Annotated in this window: 28 protein-coding genes and 5 pseudogenes; 15 read left to right on the forward strand and 18 right to left on the reverse strand. The window is 59.8% G+C overall.

Going from position 1 to position 22,839, the window contains the following annotated elements:
- Window positions 1-192: 192 nt before the first annotated feature.
- Window positions 193-411, forward strand: coding sequence for a DUF6894 family protein (locus NLM15_RS33330; protein WP_254122064.1), 219 nt, complete (start codon window positions 193-195; stop codon window positions 409-411).
- A 389-nt stretch (window positions 412-800) separates the two neighbouring features.
- Here NLM15_RS33330 and NLM15_RS33335 read toward each other — a convergent pair whose 3' ends face one another.
- On the reverse strand, window positions 801-1,772 hold the full coding sequence (locus NLM15_RS33335) for an ABC transporter substrate-binding protein (RefSeq protein ID WP_254122065.1): 972 nt from the start codon (window positions 1,770-1,772) through the stop codon (window positions 801-803).
- A 184-nt stretch (window positions 1,773-1,956) separates the two neighbouring features.
- The gene (locus tag NLM15_RS33340; protein WP_254122066.1) at window positions 1,957-2,448 is read right to left on the reverse strand and encodes a hypothetical protein; all 492 of its coding nucleotides are present in this window, start codon (window positions 2,446-2,448) and stop codon (window positions 1,957-1,959) included.
- 234 nt (window positions 2,449-2,682) lie between these two features.
- On the opposite strand from NLM15_RS33340, the gene NLM15_RS33345 reads away from it, so the two are divergent.
- A complete protein-coding gene (locus tag NLM15_RS33345; protein ID WP_254122067.1) occupies window positions 2,683-2,823 on the forward strand; it encodes a hypothetical protein in 141 nt (46 codons plus the stop codon).
- A 134-nt stretch (window positions 2,824-2,957) separates the two neighbouring features.
- Here the strand turns inward: NLM15_RS33345 and NLM15_RS33350 are convergent, their stop codons facing one another.
- Window positions 2,958-3,416 carry an Hsp20 family protein gene (locus NLM15_RS33350; protein ID WP_254122068.1) on the reverse strand — a complete coding sequence of 153 codons (459 nt, stop codon included), beginning with the start codon at window positions 3,414-3,416 and terminating at the stop codon, window positions 2,958-2,960.
- A 325-nt stretch (window positions 3,417-3,741) separates the two neighbouring features.
- Between NLM15_RS33350 and NLM15_RS33355 the strand changes: the two genes are divergently transcribed.
- Window positions 3,742-3,963: a hypothetical protein gene (locus NLM15_RS33355; RefSeq protein WP_309143631.1), complete on the forward strand. Its 222-nt coding sequence runs from the start codon at window positions 3,742-3,744 to the stop codon at window positions 3,961-3,963.
- Window positions 3,964-4,044: 81 nt separating this feature from the next.
- Here NLM15_RS33355 and NLM15_RS44120 read toward each other — a convergent pair.
- The 5 genes and pseudogenes from NLM15_RS44120 to NLM15_RS33375 form a co-directional block, all read right to left on the reverse strand.
- Window positions 4,045-4,192 (reverse strand): annotated as a pseudogene (locus tag NLM15_RS44120) (IS110 family transposase); the annotation flags it as partial.
- A gap of 212 nt (window positions 4,193-4,404) precedes the next feature.
- On the reverse strand, window positions 4,405-4,803 hold the full coding sequence (locus NLM15_RS33360) for a hypothetical protein (protein ID WP_254122069.1): 399 nt from the start codon (window positions 4,801-4,803) through the stop codon (window positions 4,405-4,407).
- Window positions 4,804-4,942: 139 nt separating this feature from the next.
- A complete protein-coding gene (locus NLM15_RS33365) occupies window positions 4,943-5,473 on the reverse strand; it encodes a VOC family protein (protein ID WP_254122070.1) in 531 nt (176 codons plus the stop codon).
- Window positions 5,474-5,578: 105 nt separating this feature from the next.
- Entirely contained in the window at window positions 5,579-6,427 is an 849-nt protein-coding gene (locus NLM15_RS33370; protein WP_254122072.1) for an alpha/beta fold hydrolase, read from the reverse strand.
- Window positions 6,428-6,473: 46 nt separating this feature from the next.
- Window positions 6,474-7,298, reverse strand: coding sequence for an oxidoreductase (locus tag NLM15_RS33375; protein WP_309143659.1), 825 nt, complete (start codon window positions 7,296-7,298; stop codon window positions 6,474-6,476).
- 160 nt (window positions 7,299-7,458) lie between these two features.
- On the opposite strand from NLM15_RS33375, the gene NLM15_RS33380 reads away from it, so the two are divergent.
- From NLM15_RS33380 to NLM15_RS33395, 4 genes and pseudogenes are all read left to right on the forward strand, one after another.
- Window positions 7,459-8,313 (forward strand): LysR family transcriptional regulator, encoded by an 855-nt coding sequence (locus tag NLM15_RS33380; protein ID WP_254122076.1) that lies wholly within the window; start codon window positions 7,459-7,461, stop codon window positions 8,311-8,313.
- A gap of 1,455 nt (window positions 8,314-9,768) precedes the next feature.
- Window positions 9,769-9,999, forward strand: a pseudogene (locus NLM15_RS33385) (DNA ligase); the annotation flags it as partial.
- A gap of 24 nt (window positions 10,000-10,023) precedes the next feature.
- On the forward strand, window positions 10,024-10,203 hold the full coding sequence (locus NLM15_RS33390) for a hypothetical protein (protein ID WP_254122077.1): 180 nt from the start codon (window positions 10,024-10,026) through the stop codon (window positions 10,201-10,203).
- A gap of 469 nt (window positions 10,204-10,672) precedes the next feature.
- On the forward strand, window positions 10,673-11,209 hold the full coding sequence (locus tag NLM15_RS33395) for a DUF4142 domain-containing protein (RefSeq protein WP_254124550.1): 537 nt from the start codon (window positions 10,673-10,675) through the stop codon (window positions 11,207-11,209).
- Between the two features lie 192 nt (window positions 11,210-11,401).
- Here NLM15_RS33395 and NLM15_RS44125 read toward each other — a convergent pair.
- The 4 genes and pseudogenes from NLM15_RS44125 to NLM15_RS33415 all read right to left on the reverse strand — a co-directional run.
- Window positions 11,402-11,473, reverse strand: a pseudogene (locus NLM15_RS44125) (DUF2934 domain-containing protein); the annotation flags it as partial.
- Window positions 11,474-11,765: 292 nt separating this feature from the next.
- Window positions 11,766-12,731: a non-homologous end-joining DNA ligase gene (gene ligD / locus NLM15_RS33405; protein WP_254122078.1), complete on the reverse strand. Its 966-nt coding sequence runs from the start codon at window positions 12,729-12,731 to the stop codon at window positions 11,766-11,768.
- Window positions 12,731-13,261: an alpha-ketoglutarate-dependent dioxygenase AlkB gene (locus tag NLM15_RS33410; RefSeq protein WP_254124552.1), complete on the reverse strand. Its 531-nt coding sequence runs from the start codon at window positions 13,259-13,261 to the stop codon at window positions 12,731-12,733. The genes ligD and NLM15_RS33410 overlap by 1 nt, the downstream gene beginning before the upstream one ends.
- 43 nt (window positions 13,262-13,304) lie before the next feature.
- Window positions 13,305-13,547 carry a hypothetical protein gene (locus tag NLM15_RS33415; protein WP_254122079.1) on the reverse strand — a complete coding sequence of 81 codons (243 nt, stop codon included), beginning with the start codon at window positions 13,545-13,547 and terminating at the stop codon, window positions 13,305-13,307.
- A 343-nt stretch (window positions 13,548-13,890) separates the two neighbouring features.
- Here NLM15_RS33415 and NLM15_RS33420 point away from each other — a divergent pair, with 343 nt between their 5' ends.
- The 3 genes from NLM15_RS33420 (at window position 13,891) to NLM15_RS33430 (ending at window position 15,182) form a co-directional block, all read left to right on the forward strand.
- Window positions 13,891-14,529 carry a cysteine hydrolase family protein gene (locus tag NLM15_RS33420; protein WP_254124554.1) on the forward strand — a complete coding sequence of 213 codons (639 nt, stop codon included), beginning with the start codon at window positions 13,891-13,893 and terminating at the stop codon, window positions 14,527-14,529.
- A complete protein-coding gene (locus NLM15_RS33425; RefSeq protein ID WP_254122080.1) occupies window positions 14,526-14,840 on the forward strand; it encodes a hypothetical protein in 315 nt (104 codons plus the stop codon). The genes NLM15_RS33420 and NLM15_RS33425 overlap by 4 nt, the downstream gene beginning before the upstream one ends.
- An 84-nt stretch (window positions 14,841-14,924) precedes the next feature.
- On the forward strand, window positions 14,925-15,182 hold the full coding sequence (locus NLM15_RS33430) for a hypothetical protein (protein WP_254122081.1): 258 nt from the start codon (window positions 14,925-14,927) through the stop codon (window positions 15,180-15,182).
- Between the two features lie 6 nt (window positions 15,183-15,188).
- On the opposite strand, the gene NLM15_RS33435 is transcribed toward NLM15_RS33430, so the two are convergent.
- The gene (locus tag NLM15_RS33435; protein WP_254122083.1) at window positions 15,189-15,413 is read right to left on the reverse strand and encodes a hypothetical protein; all 225 of its coding nucleotides are present in this window, start codon (window positions 15,411-15,413) and stop codon (window positions 15,189-15,191) included.
- 83 nt (window positions 15,414-15,496) lie between these two features.
- Here NLM15_RS33435 and NLM15_RS33440 point away from each other — a divergent pair, with 83 nt between their 5' ends.
- From NLM15_RS33440 to NLM15_RS33450, 3 genes and pseudogenes are all read left to right on the forward strand, one after another.
- Entirely contained in the window at window positions 15,497-16,141 is a 645-nt protein-coding gene (locus tag NLM15_RS33440; protein ID WP_254122085.1) for a cell envelope biogenesis protein TolA, read from the forward strand.
- A 138-nt stretch (window positions 16,142-16,279) separates the two neighbouring features.
- A pseudogene (locus tag NLM15_RS33445) lies at window positions 16,280-17,097 on the forward strand (DUF72 domain-containing protein).
- Between the two features lie 40 nt (window positions 17,098-17,137).
- Window positions 17,138-17,383 (forward strand): hypothetical protein, encoded by a 246-nt coding sequence (locus NLM15_RS33450; protein WP_254122087.1) that lies wholly within the window; start codon window positions 17,138-17,140, stop codon window positions 17,381-17,383.
- A gap of 193 nt (window positions 17,384-17,576) precedes the next feature.
- Here NLM15_RS33450 and NLM15_RS33455 read toward each other — a convergent pair whose 3' ends face one another.
- Window positions 17,577-17,846 carry a hypothetical protein gene (locus tag NLM15_RS33455; protein ID WP_254122089.1) on the reverse strand — a complete coding sequence of 90 codons (270 nt, stop codon included), beginning with the start codon at window positions 17,844-17,846 and terminating at the stop codon, window positions 17,577-17,579.
- Window positions 17,847-17,978: 132 nt separating this feature from the next.
- Window positions 17,979-18,173 (reverse strand): hypothetical protein, encoded by a 195-nt coding sequence (locus NLM15_RS33460; RefSeq protein ID WP_254122091.1) that lies wholly within the window; start codon window positions 18,171-18,173, stop codon window positions 17,979-17,981.
- A 498-nt stretch (window positions 18,174-18,671) separates the two neighbouring features.
- On the opposite strand from NLM15_RS33460, the gene NLM15_RS33465 reads away from it, so the two are divergent.
- Window positions 18,672-18,953, forward strand: a complete 282-nt coding sequence (locus NLM15_RS33465) for a Rieske 2Fe-2S domain-containing protein (protein WP_375166897.1) — start codon at window positions 18,672-18,674, stop codon at window positions 18,951-18,953.
- A gap of 95 nt (window positions 18,954-19,048) precedes the next feature.
- Window positions 19,049-19,297 (forward strand): PilZ domain-containing protein, encoded by a 249-nt coding sequence (locus NLM15_RS33470; RefSeq protein ID WP_254122093.1) that lies wholly within the window; start codon window positions 19,049-19,051, stop codon window positions 19,295-19,297.
- A gap of 24 nt (window positions 19,298-19,321) precedes the next feature.
- Here the strand turns inward: NLM15_RS33470 and NLM15_RS33475 are convergent, their stop codons facing one another.
- The 3 genes and pseudogenes from NLM15_RS33475 to treZ all read right to left on the reverse strand — a co-directional run bounded on the left by NLM15_RS33475 (window position 19,322) and on the right by treZ (window position 22,537).
- Window positions 19,322-19,534 carry a hypothetical protein gene (locus NLM15_RS33475; RefSeq protein ID WP_254122094.1) on the reverse strand — a complete coding sequence of 71 codons (213 nt, stop codon included), beginning with the start codon at window positions 19,532-19,534 and terminating at the stop codon, window positions 19,322-19,324.
- A 260-nt stretch (window positions 19,535-19,794) separates the two neighbouring features.
- Window positions 19,795-20,651: pseudogene (locus NLM15_RS33480) on the reverse strand (SDR family oxidoreductase).
- Between the two features lie 68 nt (window positions 20,652-20,719).
- Complete coding sequence (treZ, locus tag NLM15_RS33485) at window positions 20,720-22,537, reverse strand: malto-oligosyltrehalose trehalohydrolase (protein WP_254122095.1); 1,818 nt, start codon at window positions 22,535-22,537, stop codon at window positions 20,720-20,722.
- Window positions 22,538-22,839 lie beyond the last annotated feature (302 nt).

Genomic DNA, 22,839 nt, shown 5'->3' on the forward strand with positions numbered 1-22,839 from the left:
GAAAGAGCGCCGGGCCTTTTATTTGCGCGGCTTGCACAATATTTTGGCGAGCCAACTAAGCGGTTGTTTGCTTCAGTGATACGGGTCCTTGGAGCGACACCTCATCCGCGAGCCTCGCGCCATCCATCCGCGAGCCCCTGTTTGGTTATTCCAGCAGGGGCTTTGCTTTTCGCATTATCGCGGGCAACCCCGATGCCTCTTTTTACCTACAAGCTCATTGATGCGCATTTCGTTTCGGACTTCGGAGCGCATGATTTACCAAGCGAAACGGAAGCCCAAATCGAAGCCATCAAGCTCGCTCGTTCGTTACGCGAGACCCGACCCGAACTCGTTGGGAAAGGATACTCCATCTTTGTAATCGATGATGCCGACGCCGCCATTTGCGTCATTCCGCTCAACGCTGCTCGGTGACGGTGGTACGCGCCACTAGCGGAACGAGTTGCTTGGCAGGTCAGCCGTAATCATCTTTGGCCTCCACCGCGCCCGCACGATCGGCGCGGCACGGCCCATCGGCTAGCACAGGAACCACAAGTGCATATTGGAGTCGTCGCCAGCTCTGCGGCAGAGTTGGCAAGCGGCCCCGGCCTCCCCCTTGACCCCACCTGTAGCCGGGGCCGCTCACTTACCGGCTGTGCTGTCCGTATTTTGAGCGCTGCATTAGGGCGTGTACTCATAAATCTATCTTGCAGCTTCCAGCATAGCTTCGTCCGCACCGCCCAAGTAAGCGGACATTGGATGCGCAGATCGACAGGTCCGCTAAGGGCCATGACCTGACTCATGCACGGCAGCAAACAGCACCTCTATTCGATCACCTCGTCAGCGCGGACGAGCAGTGAGGGCGGCACGGTGAGGCCGAGCGCCTTGGCGGTCTTCATGTTGATGATGAGCTCGAATTTCGTCGGCTGCTCTACCGGCAGGTCGGCAGGCTTGGTGCCCTTGAGTATCCTATCGACGAAACTGCCTGCACGGCGGAATAGATCGGCTGTATCCGCGCCGTACACCGACAATCCGCCATTGGCGTAGACTCGAAACAAGTAGTTTGCAGGCAGTCGATGCTTCGCCGCGAGTGCGATTATTCGCGGAGCCTCGACATAGGTGAGCGGATCACCGAAATCAATTATTGCATCGGCGTTTTGGGCAGAGGCCGAAGCAAAGGCGAAGTCCAGGTCCTCGGCCGTGGCCGCTTCAACTGTCAGCAGCATTATGCCAAGCTTCCGCGCCTTGCTGCGTGTCTCTTCCACCAAGTAAAGCATTGGGTTCTTCGGATTGACCAAGATCGCGATTTTTGAGGCGCCCGGAACGAGTTCGCGAAGGATTTCGACGCGTTTTCCGAAAAAATCTTCAGGTACGTTGGTCGTAATACCCGTTATGTTGCCACCTGGTCGCGATAGACTTTGCACGAGGCCAAGGCGGACGGGATCAGCCACGGCCACGAATACAATTGGAATGGTGGCAGTTGCCGATTTCAGGGCCATGGCCGCTAGAGGTCCCGCAGCGATTAGCACATTGGGATTGAGAGCGATCAGGTCGGCGACTGAAGCTGACAATTGATCGGGTGGATGAGAAAAGCGGGATTCGATAATCAGGTTTCCATCTACCCAGCCGTGGTGTCGCAGCCCATCAAGGAATGAACGCTCGGATTGATTAAGGGCCTGCCCGCTCCCATCACCTACAGCAAGAAAGCCGATGCGCCGAGGCTTCCTCTGGGCCCACAAACGCTGGGGCGAAATGAGGAACATGGCAGCAGCCGCTATGAACTCGCGCCGCTTCATTCGATCCTCATTGCAGCCTGAGGACGACTGCGCACAGATTATCACATCTCTATGATCGTCGCGCTGGCTGTGGCTGCAAAATATTGCGTCGCCAAGCAGTACAATGGCGCATGCCCGCAGTGGCTCATTCGCGTCCAATTAGTTGCGCTTCGACCAGCGGAAATGAGAGAAGCGACCCGCCCCATTAGTCGTTCACGCACAGCTCGCCGCGACCTTGCGCATCAAATCCACCACCTTGACGACCGATTCCGGTAAGAAAAATAAGCCGGCCGGCCGAGTTGCTGAAGCGATCGGTCCCCTTCACGATTTTGTCCAGTTGGCTGAAAGCCTGCGCCTCGGTGTCGTACATGCCAGCGGTGGTGGTGGTTAATGTCCCCCCTTTTGCCGTGACTAGCACCGTTCCCGCGTAAGATTGCAGTGTTTTTGGCAACGAAGGCAGTCCTGCGGTTTCGGCCATCCCGTGCGCCGTGAAAAGCCACGTTGCGCCGCTTAGAGCGGGCTCGTCGCTCATGACTGTTCCGACAGTGCAAAGGTCGATCTGGCTTAAGCAACCTTCCTTGGTCATCTGAAGCGCAATTGTAGCCTCGAAGTTTCGGCACTGCGCGGGCTGTTGTGCGAAGCCGGCGCTTGTCGAAAGTGCAAGGATCAGGGTTGAAAGAAAGGTTGCTTTCATCATGCCCTCCCTCTCAGATAGTAGTGCACTCTACAGTTGATTGAACGGCAAAAATAGAGCGCAGCTGCTGCCAGATCGAAAGCCCGCTTAGCGTCAGTTGCCCCCCTTAAGCCCGCCCTCCATCAGGCCCGGTTAGCCCCCAATAGCAGACATAAGCGATTTATGAGTACACGCCCCCAGTGGCCTGATTTGATTTACCTCAAGGGTCGTGGATGACTTGGTTCGACGTTGGAGAGCATGAAGCCTCCACCCGAAGAGCCCCGCCCGGAAGATTCGCCATCGGAGCCAACGCGCGTTGAGCAGGCGCGCCGTATCATCGAGGAGTACGCGAACGACCTGCGGGAGATCATCGAAAAGCTCCGCCAGAAGATGAACTGAGTCTGCGGCTTGTTCCGCGCAAGGTGAGCCTCGCTTCCGGCGGCGAACATGTCGGATGCCCATGACGACAGGATGATCCGCTTCTCCGGCGTGGGTGCGCAGGCCGCGTTCCGCCGTTGAGCGTCGATCCGGCGTCAGGCCGCCTTCTTCTGCTCGATCTGCGGGCCGGGAAAGACGCCGTTCCCGATCTGGATCCGGCGCGGCTTCATGGCTCCCGGCACCTTGCGGACAAGATCGATGATCAAAAGGCCGTCGCGGAGGGCGGCCTCCTTCACCTGAACGTAGTCGGCCAGGTTGAACACACGCCGGAACGGCCTTGCGGCAATGCCCTGGTACAGGTACTCGCCAGCCGCCGTCTCGGGCTTCCTACCCTCGATGGTCAGCGCGTTGTGCTCGGCCGTCACAGCGATGTCATCGGGGCCGAAACCCGCGAGGGCGAGCGAGATCCGGTAGTGGTCTTCACCGGAGCGTTCGATGTTGTAGGGCGGATAGTGGTTTTCTGCTTGGCGCAGCGTGGTGTCGACGAGGTCGGCCAGGTGGTCGAAGCCGATGGTGGAGCGCCACAGGGGTGCAAAGTCGAAGGTAGTCCTCATGTCCAAGTCCTCCTAGGAGCAAGATGGATACAAGGAGCGCAAGGCAGGAGTCAGAGCGGGTCTGTTACCCGGCCCGGCGCCCGCGCCGGACCCACTAAGGCGTCCGGCACACCGCTCTCGCGGCAAGCAACGAATTAGAAGAGGGTAAAGGCGTTTCAAGAGGCCTTGAGCAAAAAAATCGAGATCCGTAGGCGGCCAGCCCGTAGTCCTCTGGCCGCTGCGGATCGCTCTTGACAGCCGTTCGCCTCTGAATATTTTTCCGCGTGGAAGATACGATCTTCCGAAACCCATGAACTCGAAAGGACAAAATTCCGTCGGAGTGACGATGATGCTTGCTGTAGATATTGCCCGCATCCAAGCCCACCGCAACAATATCCGCCGCTATCAGAGACTGCTGGAGACGAAGCTCACCGAGGTCGAACGGAGCTTCATCGAGCGGCGCCTTGATGAGGAGCGGGCCTCTGTAGAGACCATTGCAGCGGGGGCTTTTCCCGTCCCCATAGCTCCTTCGCCCCTCATGGCGGGCGCTGCCGGGGCGACGCCATGAGCGATGTGCGCGATCTTCTCATCCGTGGAAGCGAAAAGTTGATAGGACATTACAGCGTCCTCCTGGCCAGTCTACGGGCTTCACCAGGCATGGCGGCAACTTCTGGAAAAACGCCAAGACGTGTCGGCACCTTAACTGACGGCGTACGACCACTTGGCCGGCTGCATCAACGCCGTGCCTTGGAAGACCGACTTCGCAATATCAGACCAATCGCCGAAACTGACTGCATAGGCTGCTTTTCCAAATCGTGTGAGCCTCAAAATGGCACCCACTCCTTGGCGCTCTCGTGCCGGTGTAGAAAGTCCACAGCATCATTAGTGGAAGCACGCTGGAGCGCGGGACCCACCAGCCGACAGCGTCATACCATTCTCTGACGAGTAAGGCGTGATCATAACCAGTCGAAACCGGTTGTGACCACCCATGCATTACAACAGCAAGTAATCAGAGCGGGGCGCCAATCATTCGGAAAACCTTAGCGTCAGTAAACCTGGGGACGTCGTTCATAATTGCGTCTGTTTCGGCGGATGCAAGCGCAGCATGAAGAGCAGACTCATTGCGAAATCGATAAATTCCAACGGAGACATCTACGGCATCGGCGTCTCGCGGGAAGAAGGCGGTGGCACCTTCGAGGCCATGCTTCTGCCAACTTGCGAGGGCCAACGGCAGGTGAACATCGACATAGTAGTCGCGATCGAAATACGTGCCGCCGCTGCAGGTCACTATCATTGTTGCACTTGTCATAGGCCGACCTTCTAACTTGTTAAGAATGATTGTACACTCATAGAACGCTGCGCCATCTTCGAACTTGGCGCGCGGCGCTGTTATGATCGCGATCGCCATGTCGGCCGCTCCACCGCGCCGCTGGCGGGCGCATATCCCGGATGAGACAGTGGCCCGATGGCCGCTATTTCGAAAAGGTACATGGTGGCTCCAGCGCGAGCCGCGTGCATCCGGCATGTCGTTGTTCAAAGCCGGTAGCTCAATCCTCGTCTTGCCACCGCCGCAGGTTCGTTTGATCGTGGTAGGCCATGCGGTCAGGCGTGGTGATGAACTCGATCGTCGCGCCCCATGGCATGCGGCAATAGCAGACCCTGTTTCCGGGACCTTTTTCGGTTGCGTAGGGAATAGCGCGGGGCGCGGTAAGGACTGTGCCACCAGCCTTCTCGAAGCGCTCAACCGAAGCGTCGATGTCGTCAGTGTAGACGCCGAAGTGCGTAATGCCGAAGTCGCTGGCCCGAACCGGCTGGGCTTGTTCGGGGCCGTGCATTTCAAAGAGCTCGATGTCCGGTCCGGTTCCGATCTTGACCATCGCCTGCGCCCGCACGACCGTTCCAGGGAAAGCACCAGTGGCCCGCTCGAATTCGGCCCCCTGTCGCGGAGGGTCCTGCGGTCCGAAGGACTGATAAATCACCTGACCGCCGAAAGCTTCCACCAGGAACGATTTGGCTGCTTCGATGTCGGCCACCGTGATGCCGATATGATTGACGCCGCGAATGACAGGTGCGGTCATGATAGTGTTCCTTTCTCGTTTGATTGATCGAACGCGATGTGTGCGGGCGCAACTCTCCCGCAATGTCGTGATCCGCCCGGCCTACGACGGCGCGGGCGCAGAGCTTCAATTGGCCTTGAGGAAATCGATCAGAGCGGCTGCGACTTCATTCGGCCGCTCGTCAGCGACATAGTGGCTGCATCGCGCGATCGAGCCGCCCGTCACGTTGGTGGCAAACTCCTTGAGCATCGGCACCATCTGCGCACCGAAGCGCTGGTCGCCACCTATGCCAAGCACGGGTATCGCGAGAGGTTGCTTCTTATACTCGAGCGCGGCGGCGTGGTCGGCCGCGAGGGCTCGATACCATTCCATGCCCCCGCGCGTGCGGCCAGGAAGGGCCATCGCTTTCGCGTAGATCTCGATGTCCGCGGGAGTGAACGTGCTGTGATCGTAGAACCGCTCAGCCATGAAGGTCGAAACATAGTCATATTCACGGCCGTAAATCAGGCGCTCGGGCAGGTCCCGGTTCATATGGAAGCTGAAATGCCAGAGCTTTGCGGTCGTCGCCTCCCATCCAGTCCAGCCGGGAAGCGGAACGTCGAGGACGGCCAGGTGGGTAACAGCCTCCCGATAGGTGGCAACCTGCGGCAAGGCGACCATTCCACCGATGTCATGTCCGCACACGGCGTAGCGTTCATGCCCAAGGGCAAGCATTACTTCATGCGCGTCGCGCGCCATCGTCGCCTTGTCATAGCCGTCGAGCGGGCAGTCGGAAAAGCCCGCACCGCGCAGATCTATGGCCACCACGCTGAAATGGCCGGCCAGCAGCGGCATCACCTTGTGCCATTCCCACCATGTTTCTGGCCAGCCGTGAAGCAGAAGGATCGGCGGGCCTGAGCCTCCCGTCACGGCGTTGATCTTGATGCCGTTCACCGGCACCAGTTGCTGGGTAAACCCGTTCAAAGCTGCGATCATGATCGCTTCCGGTCAAATGGAGGTGTCAGATAGAGCGTGTACAAGCTCAGGGCTGGTCGAAATCGGTAGCGATCGTGATGTCACGCCAGGCGTCGATGTCGCTGCGGAAGGCCGCCAGCTTTCTCTCGGCGATCGCGTGCGCGGCCGGGCCGAGCGGCAGATGGAGCGGAGGGTCCTCGGCGTCGACCGCCTGCAGGATCACTGCGATCGCCTTGTCGGGATCGCCCGCCTGATTGCCGTCGCTGGTTTCGCGATAGTGTTTGCGTGAGCTTGCGGCATATTCGGGCATCTCGTTGGCCGCCATCATGATCGATCGGCCAAGGAAATCGGTGCGAAACGGCCCGGGTTCGACGACCAGCACGCGAACTCCGAACGGCTTCAGCTCGCCGGCGAGCGCTTCGGAAATTCCTTCAACAGCAAACTTGGCGGCGTGGTAATAGCCTCCGCCGCCGCGGCCCTCGATACCCGCACCGGACGACATGTTGACGATCGTTCCGCCCGAACGTCGTAGGACGGGTAGCGCGGCTCTGGTGGTTTCGATCAGACCGAAGACGTTTACATCGAACATCGGCCGATATTCTTCGGGCGTACCTTCCTCGATCGCGCCGAACAGTGCGTAGCCGGCGTTGTTCACGAGCACGTCAAACCCGCCAAATGTCTCGACCGCCTTCACGACCGCTGCCTTGGCTGCCGCCGCATCGGTCACGTCGAGTGGCAAGGTGATCATGCGGCCGCCGAAAGGCTCAGCCATTGCCTCGATCGATCTGACATTGCGGGCCGTCGCTATAACCCGATCGCCGCGCTGTGCCGAAGCGAACGCGAGCCGCTGGCCGAAGCCGCTCGAACAGCCTGTTATAAGCCAGGTTTTCATAACTTCTTCTCCAAGTTGTTTCACCCACGCAGCCGCCCTCATGGGGTGGCGGAATCCCAGAAGGACGCGCCTCAGACGATGGCGGGAAACTAGGTGCTTATATTTGTTCGTTAAGTGATGTTCCTGTACTCTCGGCGTTCAGTTTTGTGCGGGGGTCGCGATGGAATGGAGTGACGTAAGGATCTTCCTCGCTGTTGTGCGATCCGGCACGCTCGGCGGTGCCGCGCGTTCGCTTCGGACGAGCCATCCGACCGTCGGCAGGCGCCTACGCGCACTCGAGCAGGCAATCGGTCACACGCTCTTCCAGCGCACAGCGGACGGTCTTGTTCTGACCGAAGAGGGCCACGGAATCATCGCCCTGGCCGAGCAAATGGAAGAAGGCGCGCTGGCCATGGAGCGCCGGCTTGCGGGGCGGGAGCAGAATCTCAAAGGCAATCTTCGCATTTCATCAACGGACTGGTTCGGGGCCTATGTCCTGCCTCCCATCCTGGCGGATTTCTCGAACGCATACCCCAATGTCGACGTTGAGATCCTGACCGGCACGCGCCGGTTCAGCCTCGCCCAGCGGGAGGCCGAAGTCGCTTTTCGTGCCGCTCCGTTCGACACTGCCGATGTCATTCAGCGGCGGCTCTTCAGGCTCGAATACGGCGTCTACATCGCGCAGGAGGCGGCTGATCCCAAATATGGCGATGGGACTGGTTTCCGGCTGATCGCGCCATCCACGCCCCACTTCCCCGACATCGCGTGGCTCATCGAGAGTTTCCCCAACGCGAGACCGGTCCTGCGATCGAACAACCGCAACGTCCAAGGGCGCATGTGCAGGGAAGGCGTCGGCATCGCCGTCCTGCCTTGCGTGGTCGGCAATCAGATCCCCGGTATCCGTAGACTGGACCTGCCGACGCTGCCGCTAGCGCGAGACATTTGGATGGGATACCACCGAGACCTACGGCGCCTTGGGCGGCTTCGCGCGTTCATTTCGACGGTATCGGACCATCTCGTGAACGCGACTGCCTGATGTGCGGCCTGGAATGACTCAAGGCTCCTGAAGAGAACCAGGGTCGCTGCAGTCGTCTCGGCCGGTCGCTCCTCGACCGTCCAGTGCGCAATTTGCTTGCATTCGATCAACGTCGCATCCTGCGCAGCTATCGAGGAAGGCCCTGAAAACGCTGTGTGCTTATCCCGCTCAGGTTAGGTAATCCTCTAGACTTCCTCAGTGGGTCACAAGCGGAAATCACCACAGCCGACGCGGAAGTCGGCTATGAGCCAGAGGCGATCATCGAGGTGAATAATTATCACCTCGCCACGATTACAGTGCATCGGGCTCCTCTCTTCATTGCGTGAGCCGCCGGTTTCTGAGATCAACTCAAAACCATGCCTCTCGTAGAAGCTAGATCTCACTCTAAATCATCTTTCGGACGTTCGAGTCGGGAGAGCACTACCGCCTTTCCCCACACGACCCAATCCTACTCTATTTCCTTCGATCCTTCGCATGAGGCAGGTCATTCGCCTGCGCGATAAACGTCACCCCGACACGCTTTTCCAAATACGCGGTTTCCCAACAAGCACCGAAGCCAACCGACGAACCTCAATTTCTCCGGCGCCAACAGTCGGCGCCGGAGAGATCGAGAACAGCGGAATCAAAACCTGCCTGAGTAGTAAGTGATTTCAGGGCGCATTTGGAAAAAACGTCGGAATTCGCCTCTAGCAATATCAATTGCTTAGCTAGCATTTCCAAACAGGGAAGCGCTTCGCCCCAGTGCAGATTGTACGCCAACACGGCGCAACGTCGGAAGTTCGGCCATGCCTGCCGATCGATCTAAATCGATAGGTTACAGGCGAATTGTAGTTTGCCCAGGACCTGCGATCCACGAGTTTTCGGCGGTCAATCGGTGGTCAGACGTTTCCCAGGTGCTTGGGTGGGATCGCACGGTCGAACGCTCCTTTGGAGAGGTGGACAGTTTAAGCCTGCCTGGCAGCTGCTCTGCCCAAGTCAACTGTTGCCCCACGCCAAACATTGACCAATGTCAGGTATCGGTACTTTCCCCATCCCCTACCCTAGCGACTTTCCCGAGGTTGGATTCGGCGCGATTATGACTGAATGTCCCCGCGCATCATTCCTATCCCACTCTCCGGCGATCTGAGGAAAGCTCAGGCCAAGGGCGTCCGTCATGCTGACGGACTCCACGACACCTACTTCGAGAAGTCGAAGCTGATCCGCAGTGCGGCAGAAACCAAGATCCGTGAAGCCGACAAGCTCGAATGTGAGGCGTGGAACGCATTGATCTGGGCGTGGGCCACTGGGGAGATGCGCCCAATCGTCGACGACCGGCAAGCCGATCCGACGATTGGAACTAATGGGCAGCGGCTTCTTCGGCGGCGGCTCGCAGGGCCAAAGGCTATCAACGGGGGATATGATCTGCTTGAGGCGAAGTGCAAACGTTGCCGGCGCCTTTCACTGGTTTCATTGCGTGACATTATCTATGCCGGCAAGGTCGATCACGGGTTCGATAAAACTTCAGCCGCCGAGCTGCGGCGCAAACTGACACCACTCATCCGCAGGACGCAGCCTTACAGCAAGCGGATAGCCCATAAGGGTGTATGGGTCGAACCTGAGCTCCTCGCGGAGATCGAATACCGCGCGAAGTCGGCCGAAGGGAAAGTACGGCATCCTGTTTATCGCGGCATCAGGGAGGATCTGTAAATGGTAACCTCTTCCCTAAGACCCATGTCGGGCTTCGATCCGGCAGAACCCGCGATCCTTCACGATCGCATCGCGGATACGATTGAAACCTGGACGGGCGAGGACGAAGCTGACTTTCGCGCGACCTCCCGCAACCTCCCGGACGGCGCTGTCGCCTGGCGCGGTTTTGAATTCGACGGCTGGGGCAATGTGCTCGGCGGCTGATGGGCTTAGCCGGCTGCGGAGAATGGCCGGGAAGACTGAGCCGCCTGTTCTTCTTCGAATGCTGCTTCGGCGAGGCCGCGCCAGTCCCGGGCGGCCTCTTCCCATTCGCTCCGCCCCTGGGAGCACGCTTCAGTGCGCGCGAAATCATCGCAGAGATGCGCGTAAGCACGGAAGGTCATCGAGCGCCGAATCACAAAATCAGAATGCCAAGACAGGGCTGCGTTTTCCGTGCAAAAGTGTACACAGCGAAAATGGCGGTCGCGAATATGCTTTGTAGGAACGCGGCATATCAAAAACGATTGCCAATATGTGCCGGCCAAGCCTGCCGGCACGTTGCCTGTTAGGCGAGCGGCCCCGGCCTCCTCCTCTCGGCCGGGGCCGTGCAGCATTTACTGCGTCGTCGGCGTCAGGAACTTTGCTTGCGAAAGCCGGTTGCATGCGCATTCCAACTTCCAGGGGAAACAAATCCATGAAACAGACAATCCTCGCATTCGCTCTGCTGACCGTTATCGGCGCGCCCGCCCTGGCTCAGTCGGTCGGCGAGAAGACAGGCGTGAACTCTACCCTCGGGATCGCTCCCAGGACGAAAGACTTCATCAAGGAAGCCGCCATGAGCGACATGACGGAGATCGAGGCGGCCAAGATCGCGGAGCAGAAGGGCAACGCCGACGAAAAGAAGTTCGCCGAAATGATGGTAACGGATCATACGAAAACCAGCAGCGAGCTGAAGTCCATGGTGCCTGACAACCTGAAGGCTGCCATTCCCGCGTCGCTGGATGACTCGTCGCAGAAGGAGATCGCGAAGCTCCGCGATGCGAAGCCGGACGACTTTGCGTCAACCTACGACCCGATGCAGGTCAGCGCGCACAAGGACGCGGTGTCGCTGTTCGAGCGCTACGCGAACGGTGGTGAAGATCCCAAGCTGAAGGACTGGGCGGGCAAGACGCTGCCGGCTCTGAAGCATCACCTCGAAATGGCGCAGAACCTCGACAAGAACCGAAAGTAATCGCAGCCGGAGCCCGGCTTCGGGCGGGCTCGTCCTCTTGTGTCGATGTCGCGGCGCTGCGTCCTTTCGCAGGGTTGTGCTCGCCTCCCCATCTCCGGACGAGCTGGCAGTTTGATCGGCATCGACCTGTCCATTCGATCGTTTGGCCAGGAGCTGACGTTCGGCTTCGTACCAGAAATCGTCCATTTTTCCGAAGGGCTCGCCCGCGTCTTTCCAGAGCACGTACGCACGCGTCCTGATATCCTCCTCGCTCAAGCCCGTCATGCCACTTACTCCCTGTTGCTCAGCTACAAATCAGCATTTTGACCGCAAGTTCCTCCGCCGGCCGGGGCGTGCGCTGCGCGGCCGCGGCGCCCTCCTCACGAAATTAACTTTCGATTCACATAAGTTGACGCCGGGCGTGTCCGGGCCGGTATAGTGGCGGGACCGGGGCTGGCTCCATATTTCACTTAGGAGATTTTTACCCGGCTATTTTTGACCATCGCGTGGGCCGTAGCCGGGAATGGCTGCGGCCTTCCGCGTCGGGGCGCAACCGACGCGCCAGTGGCGATCAGCGTCAAGACCTGTGACGGCGCGCGGCTGGCTTTTTCTCACGCTCCAGCACAACGTCTTTCGCGTTTTTGTCAGCGCGCAGGCCGAGATAAACGGGATGGCGCATCTCTCCGGAAGCGGTCCATTCCGTAAACTTCACCTCGGCAACGAGCAGCGGCTTGACCCAGGTAGTGACGGCCTCGTCCTTCACTTTTTCGCCGAAGGGCGATTTGTCTGACTTCAACTTCACCAGTTTTTTGTGCAGCTCTTCGAGCGTCTCGTGGCTGAAACCCGTGCCGACATGTCCGATGTAGCGCCAGCCGTTTCCCTCGCGCAGGGCCAGGGTCAGCGCGCCGAAAAAAGGCCGCGTGCGCCGCGGCGCGGTGAAGCCAGCAATGACGACTTCCTGCCGCCGGGAAGTCTTGATCTTGAGCCAGGCATCCGTCCGCGCGCCGGAGAGGTATTTGCTATCGGTGCGCTTCGCCATGATCCCTTCGAGGCCTTTGCGTTCGGCCTCTGCGAAACACTTCGTGCCGGATGCCGCGCGGTGACGGCTGAACGCGATCAGCTTATGTTTTGGCAGGATGGCTTTAAGCTTCTTTTTGCGCGCGAGAAGCGTTAATCCACGAAGGTCTTCCCCGTCCTGAAACATGAGATCGAACGCGCAATATTGCAGCTTCGCCTGGTGGCGGAACGCATTTTGCAGTAGCTGAAAATGCGAGACGCCGTCTTTGCCGATCGCGACCAGCTCGCCGTCGATAACGACATCCCCTTTTACGGCTTCGAGCGCCTGCGCGACCTCGACATAGCTGTGGCTGATGATCTTGCCGTTGCGGCTGTATAAGGTGACACTGCCATTTTCGATCTTCGCGACCATGCGAAAGCCGTCGTACTTGTCCTCGAAGATCCAGCCCTTGTCGTCGAACGGCGCGTCGGTCAGCCTCGCGAGCATCGGTTGCAACTTTTTTGGCAGGGTGGAGACGCGGGCCACTATGAAAGCCTTCCTTCGCGGAGGTTACGAAACGTAATCGAATAGCGGAGGCTTTCGACGCCCGGGATGCTGTGCTGCCATTCGCTTCTTGAAGGGCCGCGCAGGAGATAGATGGAGCGCGGCTCGGCAAGAAGATTTGCGCGCTCAAATCCGATGTCTTTTCGCCTGCGAAGCCGGAAAATGCAGGCGGACAGAAGAGAGATGCCGGCGACATCGCCAAAGACGGAACGGTCTTTGTGCCAGCCGATTCCGGCCCCGCTTGCATACTCGGTGACAAGAACCTGCTGAAAGCTGCCGGGAGCGTTTCCGGAGAACGCTTCGGCGCGGCCGCGAAGCCCCATGAGAAACTCCGGCATATCGTCCGTCTTCGTCAGCCCGCCGCCGTTGAAATCGTAACGCCAGCCGAACGAGACCGTCCGGCGCTTGCCTGTGAAGCCTCGGAATTCAAATTCCCTGAACGGGAGGGCCTTGATATGGGTCAGAAGCCGCTCTTCTTCCTCAGCCGTCAGAAAGTCGCGCTGATACCTCATGCCTTCCGGGAGACTCGCGTCCCCAAAAAGATCTAATGTGCCGCTACTTTCGCGCACGCGCCTTTTTCCGTCCCTTGGCCTTTGCCGGCTTGCGGTCGCCGCGGTCGCCCTCATCCGCTTTCGCGGCTTTTTTGGCTTTGGTGCGTTTGTCCTGCGAGAGCGAGCGACCAACGTCATCGCTCTCTTTGATCCGGCCTCCCGCGTCGCGCCTGATGTAACGCTTATCGCCTTTGGGTTCGATCAGTTCGCGTCTTGCGGCGGCCCGCCATTTTGTAATGCGCTTCATTTCGTTCCTCAGCTTGTTTTCCCACCCAACTTTCCGCGAGGCCGCGCGGTTCCGTTTTTACGAGGGCGCGCCGCCCGCTGCGCGGCCGGCCAGGCTCTAGCGCGTACCGCGCCCGGGTCTTCGTCCCGGCCATCCGGTGACGATCCTTCGCGCTTTAAAGGCGGGGCTTGCGCCCCCTTCGGCCGTCAAGGGCGCGGCTCGCTCGCTCGTGCGAAGGCACACCCTTGACCGCCGATCCCCGCTCATTGCCGCAGGGCTAGCCGGGTTGCACGCCGCAACCCTTTTAAGGACAGGAACCAGCATCCGCGCCGCTCCGTTGGAGCTGGCGGTTGAGGATAAAGGCATGGCAAAGAACGACGACCTTCGCTGGGGAAGTCCGGGAGAGAACGCGGTCCATATCTGTGTCGATATGCAGAGGATGTTCGCCGAAACCACTGAATGGAAGATGCCGTGGCTGCCGCGCGTGCTGCCGAATGTCGTCCGGATCGCAGAGGCGCACCAGGACCGGACCATCTTTACCCGCTTTATTCCGGCGAGAAAGCCCGGCCAGGGCGCCGGCATGTGGCGGCATTATTACGAGCGCTGGGAAGCGATGACCATCGACCGGCTCGGCGCGGAGATGATCGACATCGTCGCGGACCTCGCGCGATTCGTCCCGCCAGCGCGAATTTTCGACAGGCACATCTACTCTCCCTGGACCGGTAGCGACTTGCACCTCCAGCTGCGCGGCGCGGGCGTCGATACGCTCATCGTCACCGGAGGAGAAACCGATGTCTGCGTGCTCGCGACCGTGCTCGGCGCGATCGATTGGGGCTTCCGCGTCATTCTGGTGACGGATGCGGTTTGCGGTTCGGCCGACGAGACGCATGATTCCATGATGAACGTCTATATGAACCGCTTCGGGCAGCAGGTCGAATGCGTCACGACCGAGACGCTTCTGAACAGCTGGCCCGGGAGCGCGCGGGCGAGGCTTGTGTCGTGAACAACTCCTATCTAATCCAGATTCTCCTGCCGAAGGCGAAAGGCGACGGCCAGCCGGTCCCGCAGCGCTGGTTCGAAGAGTTTCTGGAAGAGCTCAGCGGAAAATTCGGCGGCGCGACGAGCTTCGTCAGGGCACCCGGCCAGGGCCTCTGGCGCAGCGGCGAGGAAACCGAGCGGGACAATATCGTCGTCATCGAGGTCATGGCGGCAAAACTCGCGCCCGAGTTCTGGCGGACCCTGCGCGAGCGCCTTGAACGTGAGCTTATACAGGAAGAGATTGTTATCCGCGCACAGGAAATCATCGTCCTGTGAACATGGAGGAACGGTGGCCGGCGGAATGTTTTTCCGAGCCAATACACCAAGGATCAAAACACTCAACGGTCAACGCGGGAAACCATGGATCTCGAAATACTGAGGGCGGCGGCAGCAGGCATCACGATCATCGCGGCAGCCATGGTCGCAGCGAACATCAACGCGCGCGTCACGGTATGGGGCTTCGCTATCTTCATAGCGGCTTCCATGGCCTGGATTGCGGATGGCGTGCTGGAGGCGAAAACCTCGCTCGTCGTCCAGAACGCGGTCCTGCTTCTGATCAACGTTCTTGGGGTCTGGCGCTGGCTGCCGCGCGCCGGCAAGGAAGCCTCCGCGGCGTAAAATTCGTCAGGCCTGTCTCCTGTCCGCGATCGAGCGGCCGGCGAGCGCGGCCTCTCCTGCTTCCGTCAAAGCGCCGATGGAGGTCTTGCCCTGTTTCGCGCAGCGCACAAGGTTCTCCGCAATAAACGATCTAAGCTCATGGTCCTCGCGGTCCGGCCTTCCCTCGCAAATCCGGTCGAGGGCAGCTTCCATATTCGCGAGTGTGCGGCGATCAAAGCTTTCAAGGATCATCGGGATCTTCCCTGCGTCGGAGGACGGCAAGCTACAACCATCGCCGCCAATAATGTTTCCAATAGTGGAACAGAAACGTTCCCATGGCGGAACAAAAATACAGGACGATCCATTGGACCGGAATGCCGCGCAAACTCAAGGTCTATCAGACCTCGCAGGGATTTTTTGATCTCGCCATCGCAGCCCCCTCGATGAAGGCTGCGCTCGAAGCATGGGGCGCGGCCAGCAACCTTTTCCATCAGAGTTTCGCGAAGGAAGCCGAGGACGAGAAGGTCATCGCCGCCGCCATGGCAAAGCCCGGCGTCGTGCTGCAAAGACCCGTTGGCTCGAACTCCGCCTTCAGAGAGCACGCGGAATTGCCGTCCGCCGCGTCACTCGATGCACGGCCGCGGACGAAGAAAGAAAGTGCCGGCAGAAAGCGTCCTCCGAAGACGCGTGACGAGAAAACTGAGCGCAAGGCCGCGGCCAGATACGAGAAGGAGGAGCGCGAGCGGAAAGCGCGGCTCGCGAAGGAAGAGGCGCAAGCCGCCAAGGCACGCGAGAAACGCAACCAGGCAATCGAGAAGGCCCAGGAGGCACTGCTTGAGGCAGAAGCCGATCACGAGGACAGAGCCGACGCCATAGCGAAGGATCTTGAGGCCGTGCAGCGCCGCGCCGACGCAGAGGACGAACGCTGGGGGGAGCTTAAAAAGCGCCTCGAAGGCAATTTGCGAAAAGCGAAGGACTGACACGTGCCTTCACCGGCTCCCGGCCCCATCACACAACTGACGCTGGAAGAAAGACGCGAACGGCGCCGGCTTCGCCGTGAAAAACAGCGCGAGAACAACATTCTGCGCGCAGCGAAAATGCACCGTGTGAGGCTCAAGATGAAGGCGGACGGCCTTCCGCCACCGCCTGATTTAAAGAAAACAATCTTCGTAGGCTGTTCCGGCTGGCGGTACTGGAAATGGCGGGATTCCTTTTACGCGTCCGTGCCGCAGCCGAACTGGTTCCCGCACTACACATCAACGTTCGACACCGTCGAGATCAACGCGTCATTTTACTCATGGCCGACCGTCGCGAATGTCCACGCCTGGCGCCGCCAGCCGGGTGGCAAGGGCGTCGTCTACACTGTCAAGGTCTGCGAACTCATCACCCATGTCAAAAAGTTCAAGGGCACGAAGACGCTGATCCGGGACTTCGGGGTCGTCGCGGATATTCTTGGCGAACAGATGGGCTGCTTTCTGTTCCAGCTCCCGCCAAGCTACCGATACACGAAGGCCCGCCTTGCTGCGATCGTCAGCCAGCTCGATTCCGCACGCCGCAACGTCGTAGAGTTCAGGCACAAGAGCTGGTGGAATGAGGCAGTCTACCGCGCCTTCCGCGACGCCGGGATCATCTTCTGCTCCTGCAGCGGCCCGCGCCTTCCTGACGAGCTTGTCCGGACGGCGGACGAGGTCTACGTCCGCCTCCATGGGCCGGAGCGCTGGTATCGCCATATTATTCGGATGAAGAACTTCTGAAGTGGGCGAACCGGATCAGGGAGAGCGGCGCGACGCGGGCCTGGGTTTATTTCAACAACGACAATGATGCCCATGCGCCGGCGAACGCGAAGACGCTGCATCGCATGCTGTCCGCTCCCCGGCCGAAACGGCGGACCGCCCGCCCTCTTTTGGAACCCCGCCGGGACGGAATGCGTGGATAAGCGATAGTTGAAGCCGGCAAAAGCCGGGGCGGAGTAAAACATGCTTTTCTGGTTTTCAGCGCTGACACTCATGGCCGACGCGCTAGAGGTCATGGAGATGCGACTCCGGCAGATGGCCGCGGGAGACGGCACATCTGACGAGATGTTTCTCATGGTGACAGAGAAGTTCGACGCCGCCTCAGAGGCCGGCTCGATTTTCATCCGCGGCGGCGACTGCGGTCACGTCCTCGATCATTACAGGAAAATAGTCGCGGCGAATGCCGAGCGGCTGTCCGCGGGGCGATAGGAACGCTGCCGGGGGAGCAACGTTTTTGCTCTTATGAAACAGTTCTTCTTCGATCTCGCGGGCTGTTTCCGCCCATGACCGGGTTGGACATCCATGCGTATCCCGCCGCGAGGCGCAGGAGCACGCGAAGTTCATCGCGCATCGGATCGGCGCCGATCCATTTCGAGCCTTATTCCCGCTCCAGGTTCGCGGCTTAATGCCGGGCAGTCTTCTTCTTTTTGTTCTTTTTGGCGGTCTTCTTTGCCGCACGTTTTCTCGCGGGCTTCTTCTTCTCGACGCGCACGCCTTTGAATTTCTTGGCGGTCTTTTTCTTCTTGCCGGGACGCTTCACCGCCATGAACTCGCCCGAACTCCTTTCGCGCTTGGTCCATGCGCTCGCGCCGCCAATGGTGCTCTTCGTCTGCGAGCGCTTCTTCACAGCGCCCTTGCGGGCATTGTCGCCCGTCGGCTTGTTGACCGCCATGTTTCCTCCGTGAACAGAATTTCCGCACAATCAATGCGCGCGATTCCGCGAAGTTCCACAAACGGAAACGCTGTAGCATAGCAGACGGCCACTGCACGGTAGTGCCCGGGAAACGCTACCTCGGCCGCGATGTCACGATTTGCCTTGCTGCTTTTCCTCCGCGGTTTTTCCATCGGAGCTTTTCGAACGTTCCTCGAAGCGATCAGCGCCTTTAGGTAAATCGTGCCCCGTCCTGCTCTCTGTTTTTGCTTCATCCCTGGCAGCTGCCTCGCGCAAGTCTTTGGCGGCCTGTTCGCCCGCCTCTGATGACCTTCGTTTGTCGTCCATTGTCGCCTCCTTGGTCAAAACGACGCTTGTCCGAAATGCTCGGCCCACCGCATGGTTCAGCCGCAGCGATCCAATCAGATCGCCAAGGCGTTGTTCCCTGGCCCCGCGACTCTCCAGCCGGGAAATTCCTCGTCATCGTGCCCGGCGCGCAATAACCGCGTGGCGCTCTGCGAACAGTTGCGCCATGGTTCTGTTTGCTGCCGGGGACGGATCCAAGCGGATGCAGTCGGCAACTGGCGCAGTAATTAGATAACCCATTCGGGATAAGCTGGACGCGCAAAGGCGCCTGCGCATCGAAAGCCTGCCTGACAATTCTTCGAGGTCGTTTGCCTCTGGCGAGGCTGCTGGCGCCTCTTTGTCGGAGCCGTCTGACTCCTTGTTTTGTCGGGGCGCATACACTCCCCTCATGGCCGCCAAGAATTTCATGTCTGAGAACGTGACCGCCTGAAGAGCTTTGCCGAATATGTCGCGCCCGGCGAGGTCGGCTCCGTTGAGGCATTGACACCGGGGCAAGGTGCAATCGTTCGGCGCGGTCTGGAGAAGCTCGCGGCCTATCGCGACGATCAGGGAACGCTCCACCTCAATTCCGCAGCATGTAGTCACGTCGGCTGTTACCTGCACTGGAATGGTTTCGAAGTCTGTTGGGACTGCCCATGCCACGGTTCGATGTTCGAAATCGACGGAAATCCGATCAATGCGGAAAGCCAAGGCAACGTAGCCCGCCTTCCGAACAGAATGCGACCCGCCCTAACAAATGATAAGGCGGCTCCTGGCGACTGAGGATTCCATATACCGCATAATCTCCCGATGGGGCTTTCGTGCGGCAATCCAAAGACCAACAATCCGTGACGTTCGAAACCGCGATCCCGGCCCAGATGACGGCGATCGACGGCACGTGGCGGCGTCCCTGCGCGGTCAAGACGATTTCGGAAGCCGGAGCGACGCTTTGGCTGGACGTGTCGATCGAAGGCCTGTCGCTGACCGAATTCTTCCTGGTTCTCTCCTCGACCGGCCTAGCCTATCGCAGGTGCGAGCTGGACGGCGTGAACGGGGCCGACATCGCCGTCAAGTTTCTGCGCGCCAAAGATACACAAAAGGAGCGCCTGAAAAGCTCGGCACGCTGACGTTCATAAGTGCGCGCGTCGGGATCAAGGCGCGAGCTGCAACTCCAGCAGCGCCATTCGCTGGAGTGCGGCGACGTCCCGTTCGCCTGTATCCGCGCCCCGCAGGATCGACTCTGCAAGCAAATGGACATGCCGGGCGTGCACAGGTTCCGGGAGCGTAGCCACGGCCGCCTCCAGCGCTGTCGTCATGAGCTGGACGACGTCGGGCGTGAAAGCAGCGTGGGCAAAGTCCTTCATGATTCCCGCTTGGCGAAGCCGAGGATGCACAATGGCAATGGCGTTCGAGCCTTTCTGGAACGGAAACGCCGACGTTCCATTGACGTTCCCGGAGAAGGTTAGGCCTCATGGGAAAGCTGATCATCGGAATTGTGGTCGTCGGCCTAGCGATGACGATCGCCTTCGCGGTCTATGTCATTACGCTCTGAGCACGTGAAGGCTGTAATTTTCCGTCGGCCTCGCCGAATAATAAAAGTCCGCCCGATCGCTTGGCGCCGTCCTTAGATGAACGGGTTTCCCCCCGTCACGGCCAATGTCGCTCCCGATTTGTAGCTCGACAGCGGATCGGCGAGCATGACATAGGCTGTCGCCAGTTCGGCCGGCTGTCCAGCGCGCTGCATGGGAACCTGCTTGCCGAAATTCTTGACGGTGTCCTCCGGCATGGTCGAAGGAATGAGCGGCGTCCAGATCGGCCCAGGCGCCACTGCGTTGACGCGGATGCCCTTGCCTGCGAGCATCTGCGCGAGCCCGCCTGTAAAATTCTGAATGGCTCCCTTGGTCGTGGCATAGGCGAGCAGGCTCGGGTTCGGCATATCCGAGTTCACTGAGGCGGTGTTCACGATTGCGGCTCCCGGCCGCATGTGCGGGACAGCGGCCTTCGTCAGATAGAACATGGCGTGGATGTTGACCGCGAATGTCCGTTCCCACTCCTCGTCGCTGATGTCTCCGATGTCTTTGAATGTCGCCTGATGGGCCGCGTTGTTGACCAGGATGTCGATGCCGCCTAGCTCTGACACCGCGCGCTGGACGACCGTCCGGCAATGGTCGGGATGACTGATGTCGCCCGGGATCAAGAGAGCCTTGCGCCCTTCTCGCTCGATCAGCGCCTTCACCTCGGCTGCATCCTCATCCTCGTTCAACTAGGCATGACGATATCAGCTCCTTCGCGCGTGTAGGCGATCGCGACGGCACGGCCGATGCCGCTATCGCCACCGGTGATGATCGCCTTCTTGCCGACGAGACGCCCCGCGCCTTTGTAGCTTTCCTCGCCATGATCAGGCCGAGGGTTCATCGCGCGCGTTGAGCCGGGCATCGGTTGCTGCTGGGCGGCGAAGGGAGGCTTGGGATATTCGGGCATGGGACGACTCCTGGATCAGCTCCGCTAACGGAGCCTTGCCGGAAGTGTTCCTAGGAGCAGTCGGTACGTCAGCACTTCCGCCCCAGCCGCACGATGATATCGCTCGGCAATACCACCCCCGCATTGCCCGGTCGCAACTGCCATAATGTCTCACCGTCGATCAGCGTCGGCATGGGAAGTTCCTGCTCGGCGAAATTCGCGACGATCTGCAGCATGTCGCCGCCCCCCGTTCGCCAGCCGACGTTCAATCCGCCCATGCGCGGGTTATCTCCCAGCAAGCTCCGCTCGGCCGAGACGATCCCCGCTTTGATCAGCGGCACGATTTTTTCACGCCGGATCCGCAGCAGCTGAGCCGTCAGGCCCCGGAATTTAAGGCTGACCGGGGAACGATCGATATTTGCCCAATCGAGCTTCGACGCGCGAAAGGTTTGCTCATCGCAGGGGTCCGGTATGCCCGCGCGTGTTTCAGGGGTTGAGAAAGCCTTGAAATGCGCGAACTCCTTGCGCCGCCCCTCGCGCGTCAATTCGGCGGCCTCACCGGACCAATCCGCGAAGAACAGAAACGGTGTTTCGGCCGCGGCCTCCTCCCCCATGAACAGCATGGGAATGTGCGGATTGAGCAGGACCAGTGCGAGCGCCTGCCCGAGCTTTTCGGGGCTGACCAGCCGTGACAACCGCTCCCCGTAGGCGCGATTGCCGATCTGATCGTGGTTCTGCGCGAAGAAAATGGTGGCCTCGGGCGGAAGATGCGCGCTCGGCTCGCCTCGCGGCGCCTCGTGAAGCGGAAAAGTCTCTCCCTGGTAGGCAAATCCCTCCGTCAGCGAACGTGCGAGATGTTCCAGCGGCTTGTCGGCGAACGCGCGATAATAGCCCTCGTCCTCTCCCGTCAACAGGACGTGTAGCGCATTGTGAAAGTCGTCGCCCCATTGCGCGTCGTAATGGCTCGAGAGCCCTTGCCGGCGATCGAGAAGACGGGCCTGGTTTGCCTCGTTCTCGAGCATCAGATGGACGCGCCTGCCCGGCAGTTCGTGACGCACCGTCTCAGCGAGCTCGACGAGAAAATGCCGCTCGGAATCGTCTTTGAGCGCGTGGACCGCGTCGAAGCGCAGCCCGTCGAAGCCATAATCGCGCAGCCACATCAGCGCGTTCTCGATGAGGAATTCACGGACGAACGCGCCGTCGTGCCCCTCGAGATTGACCGCAGGCCCCCAGCCGGTGGTATGCCGCGCGGTGAAGAAGCTCTCGGCATAGCTGTGCAGATAGTTCAGCTGCGGGCCAAAATGGTTATAGACCACGTCCAGATAGACCATGATGTCGAGAGCGTGGGCCGCCCGCAAAAGCCGCTTGAGATCCTGCGGCTTACCGTAACGCGCGTTCGGCGCGTTCAGAAGCACGCCGTCATAACCCCAATTGTGCCGGCCGGGGACATCGTTCAGCGGCATCAGCTCGATGGCGGTGATGCCAAGCTCGCGCAGATAGTGCAGCCTGCTCTCGACGCCGGCATAAGTCCCCTCTTCGCTGAAGGTGCCGACGTGCAGCTCATAGATCACGGTCTCCGCCCAGGGACGGCCCGGATACAGCATGGAATCCCTCAGCGTCGCCGTATCGATGACTTCGCTCGCAGCTCCCACATCGTCGGGCTGGAAGAAGGAGGCAGGGTCGGGGACGACCAAATCCTCATTGATCCTAAATTGGTAGCGGGTGCCAGCGTGAGCGGTTGGGCTCAGCATCTGGTACCAGCCGTCCTCGTCGTGCGGCATGCGTCGTGGCGGACGACCGCTCTCAAGCAGTTCGACCGATCGGGCGGTAGGAGCCCAGAGGTTGAAGGTGACCCCATGATCGACGATTTGAGGGCCATGACGTCGGGGTTGGCCGGCAATTCCCATTCTCTGACTCAAATTCTGATCGCCCCTTTTATAGATGCCCGAAATTTCGCCGAGGCGTCGCGAAGACGCTTTACGGTCGCTTAAGCATGACGTGAAAGCTGGCATGCACTCATTCGTTCCTCGTTTGCAGCGTACAGAACAGACAGATCAGTCGGAGCGCTGAGCTTGTGGCAGCTCGGTTCTGTACACTTTTGTACCGAAGGCCAAAAAGTGGCTTCTTTCGAGCGAGACCAGGAACCTTTGCTGCGACGCGGAATTCCTGGATGGCGCTTCATTGGGGAAGCGCATTGGAATTCAAAAAG

Source organism: Bradyrhizobium sp. CCGB20 (assembly GCF_024199855.1).
Lineage (GTDB): Bacteria > Pseudomonadota > Alphaproteobacteria > Rhizobiales > Xanthobacteraceae > Bradyrhizobium.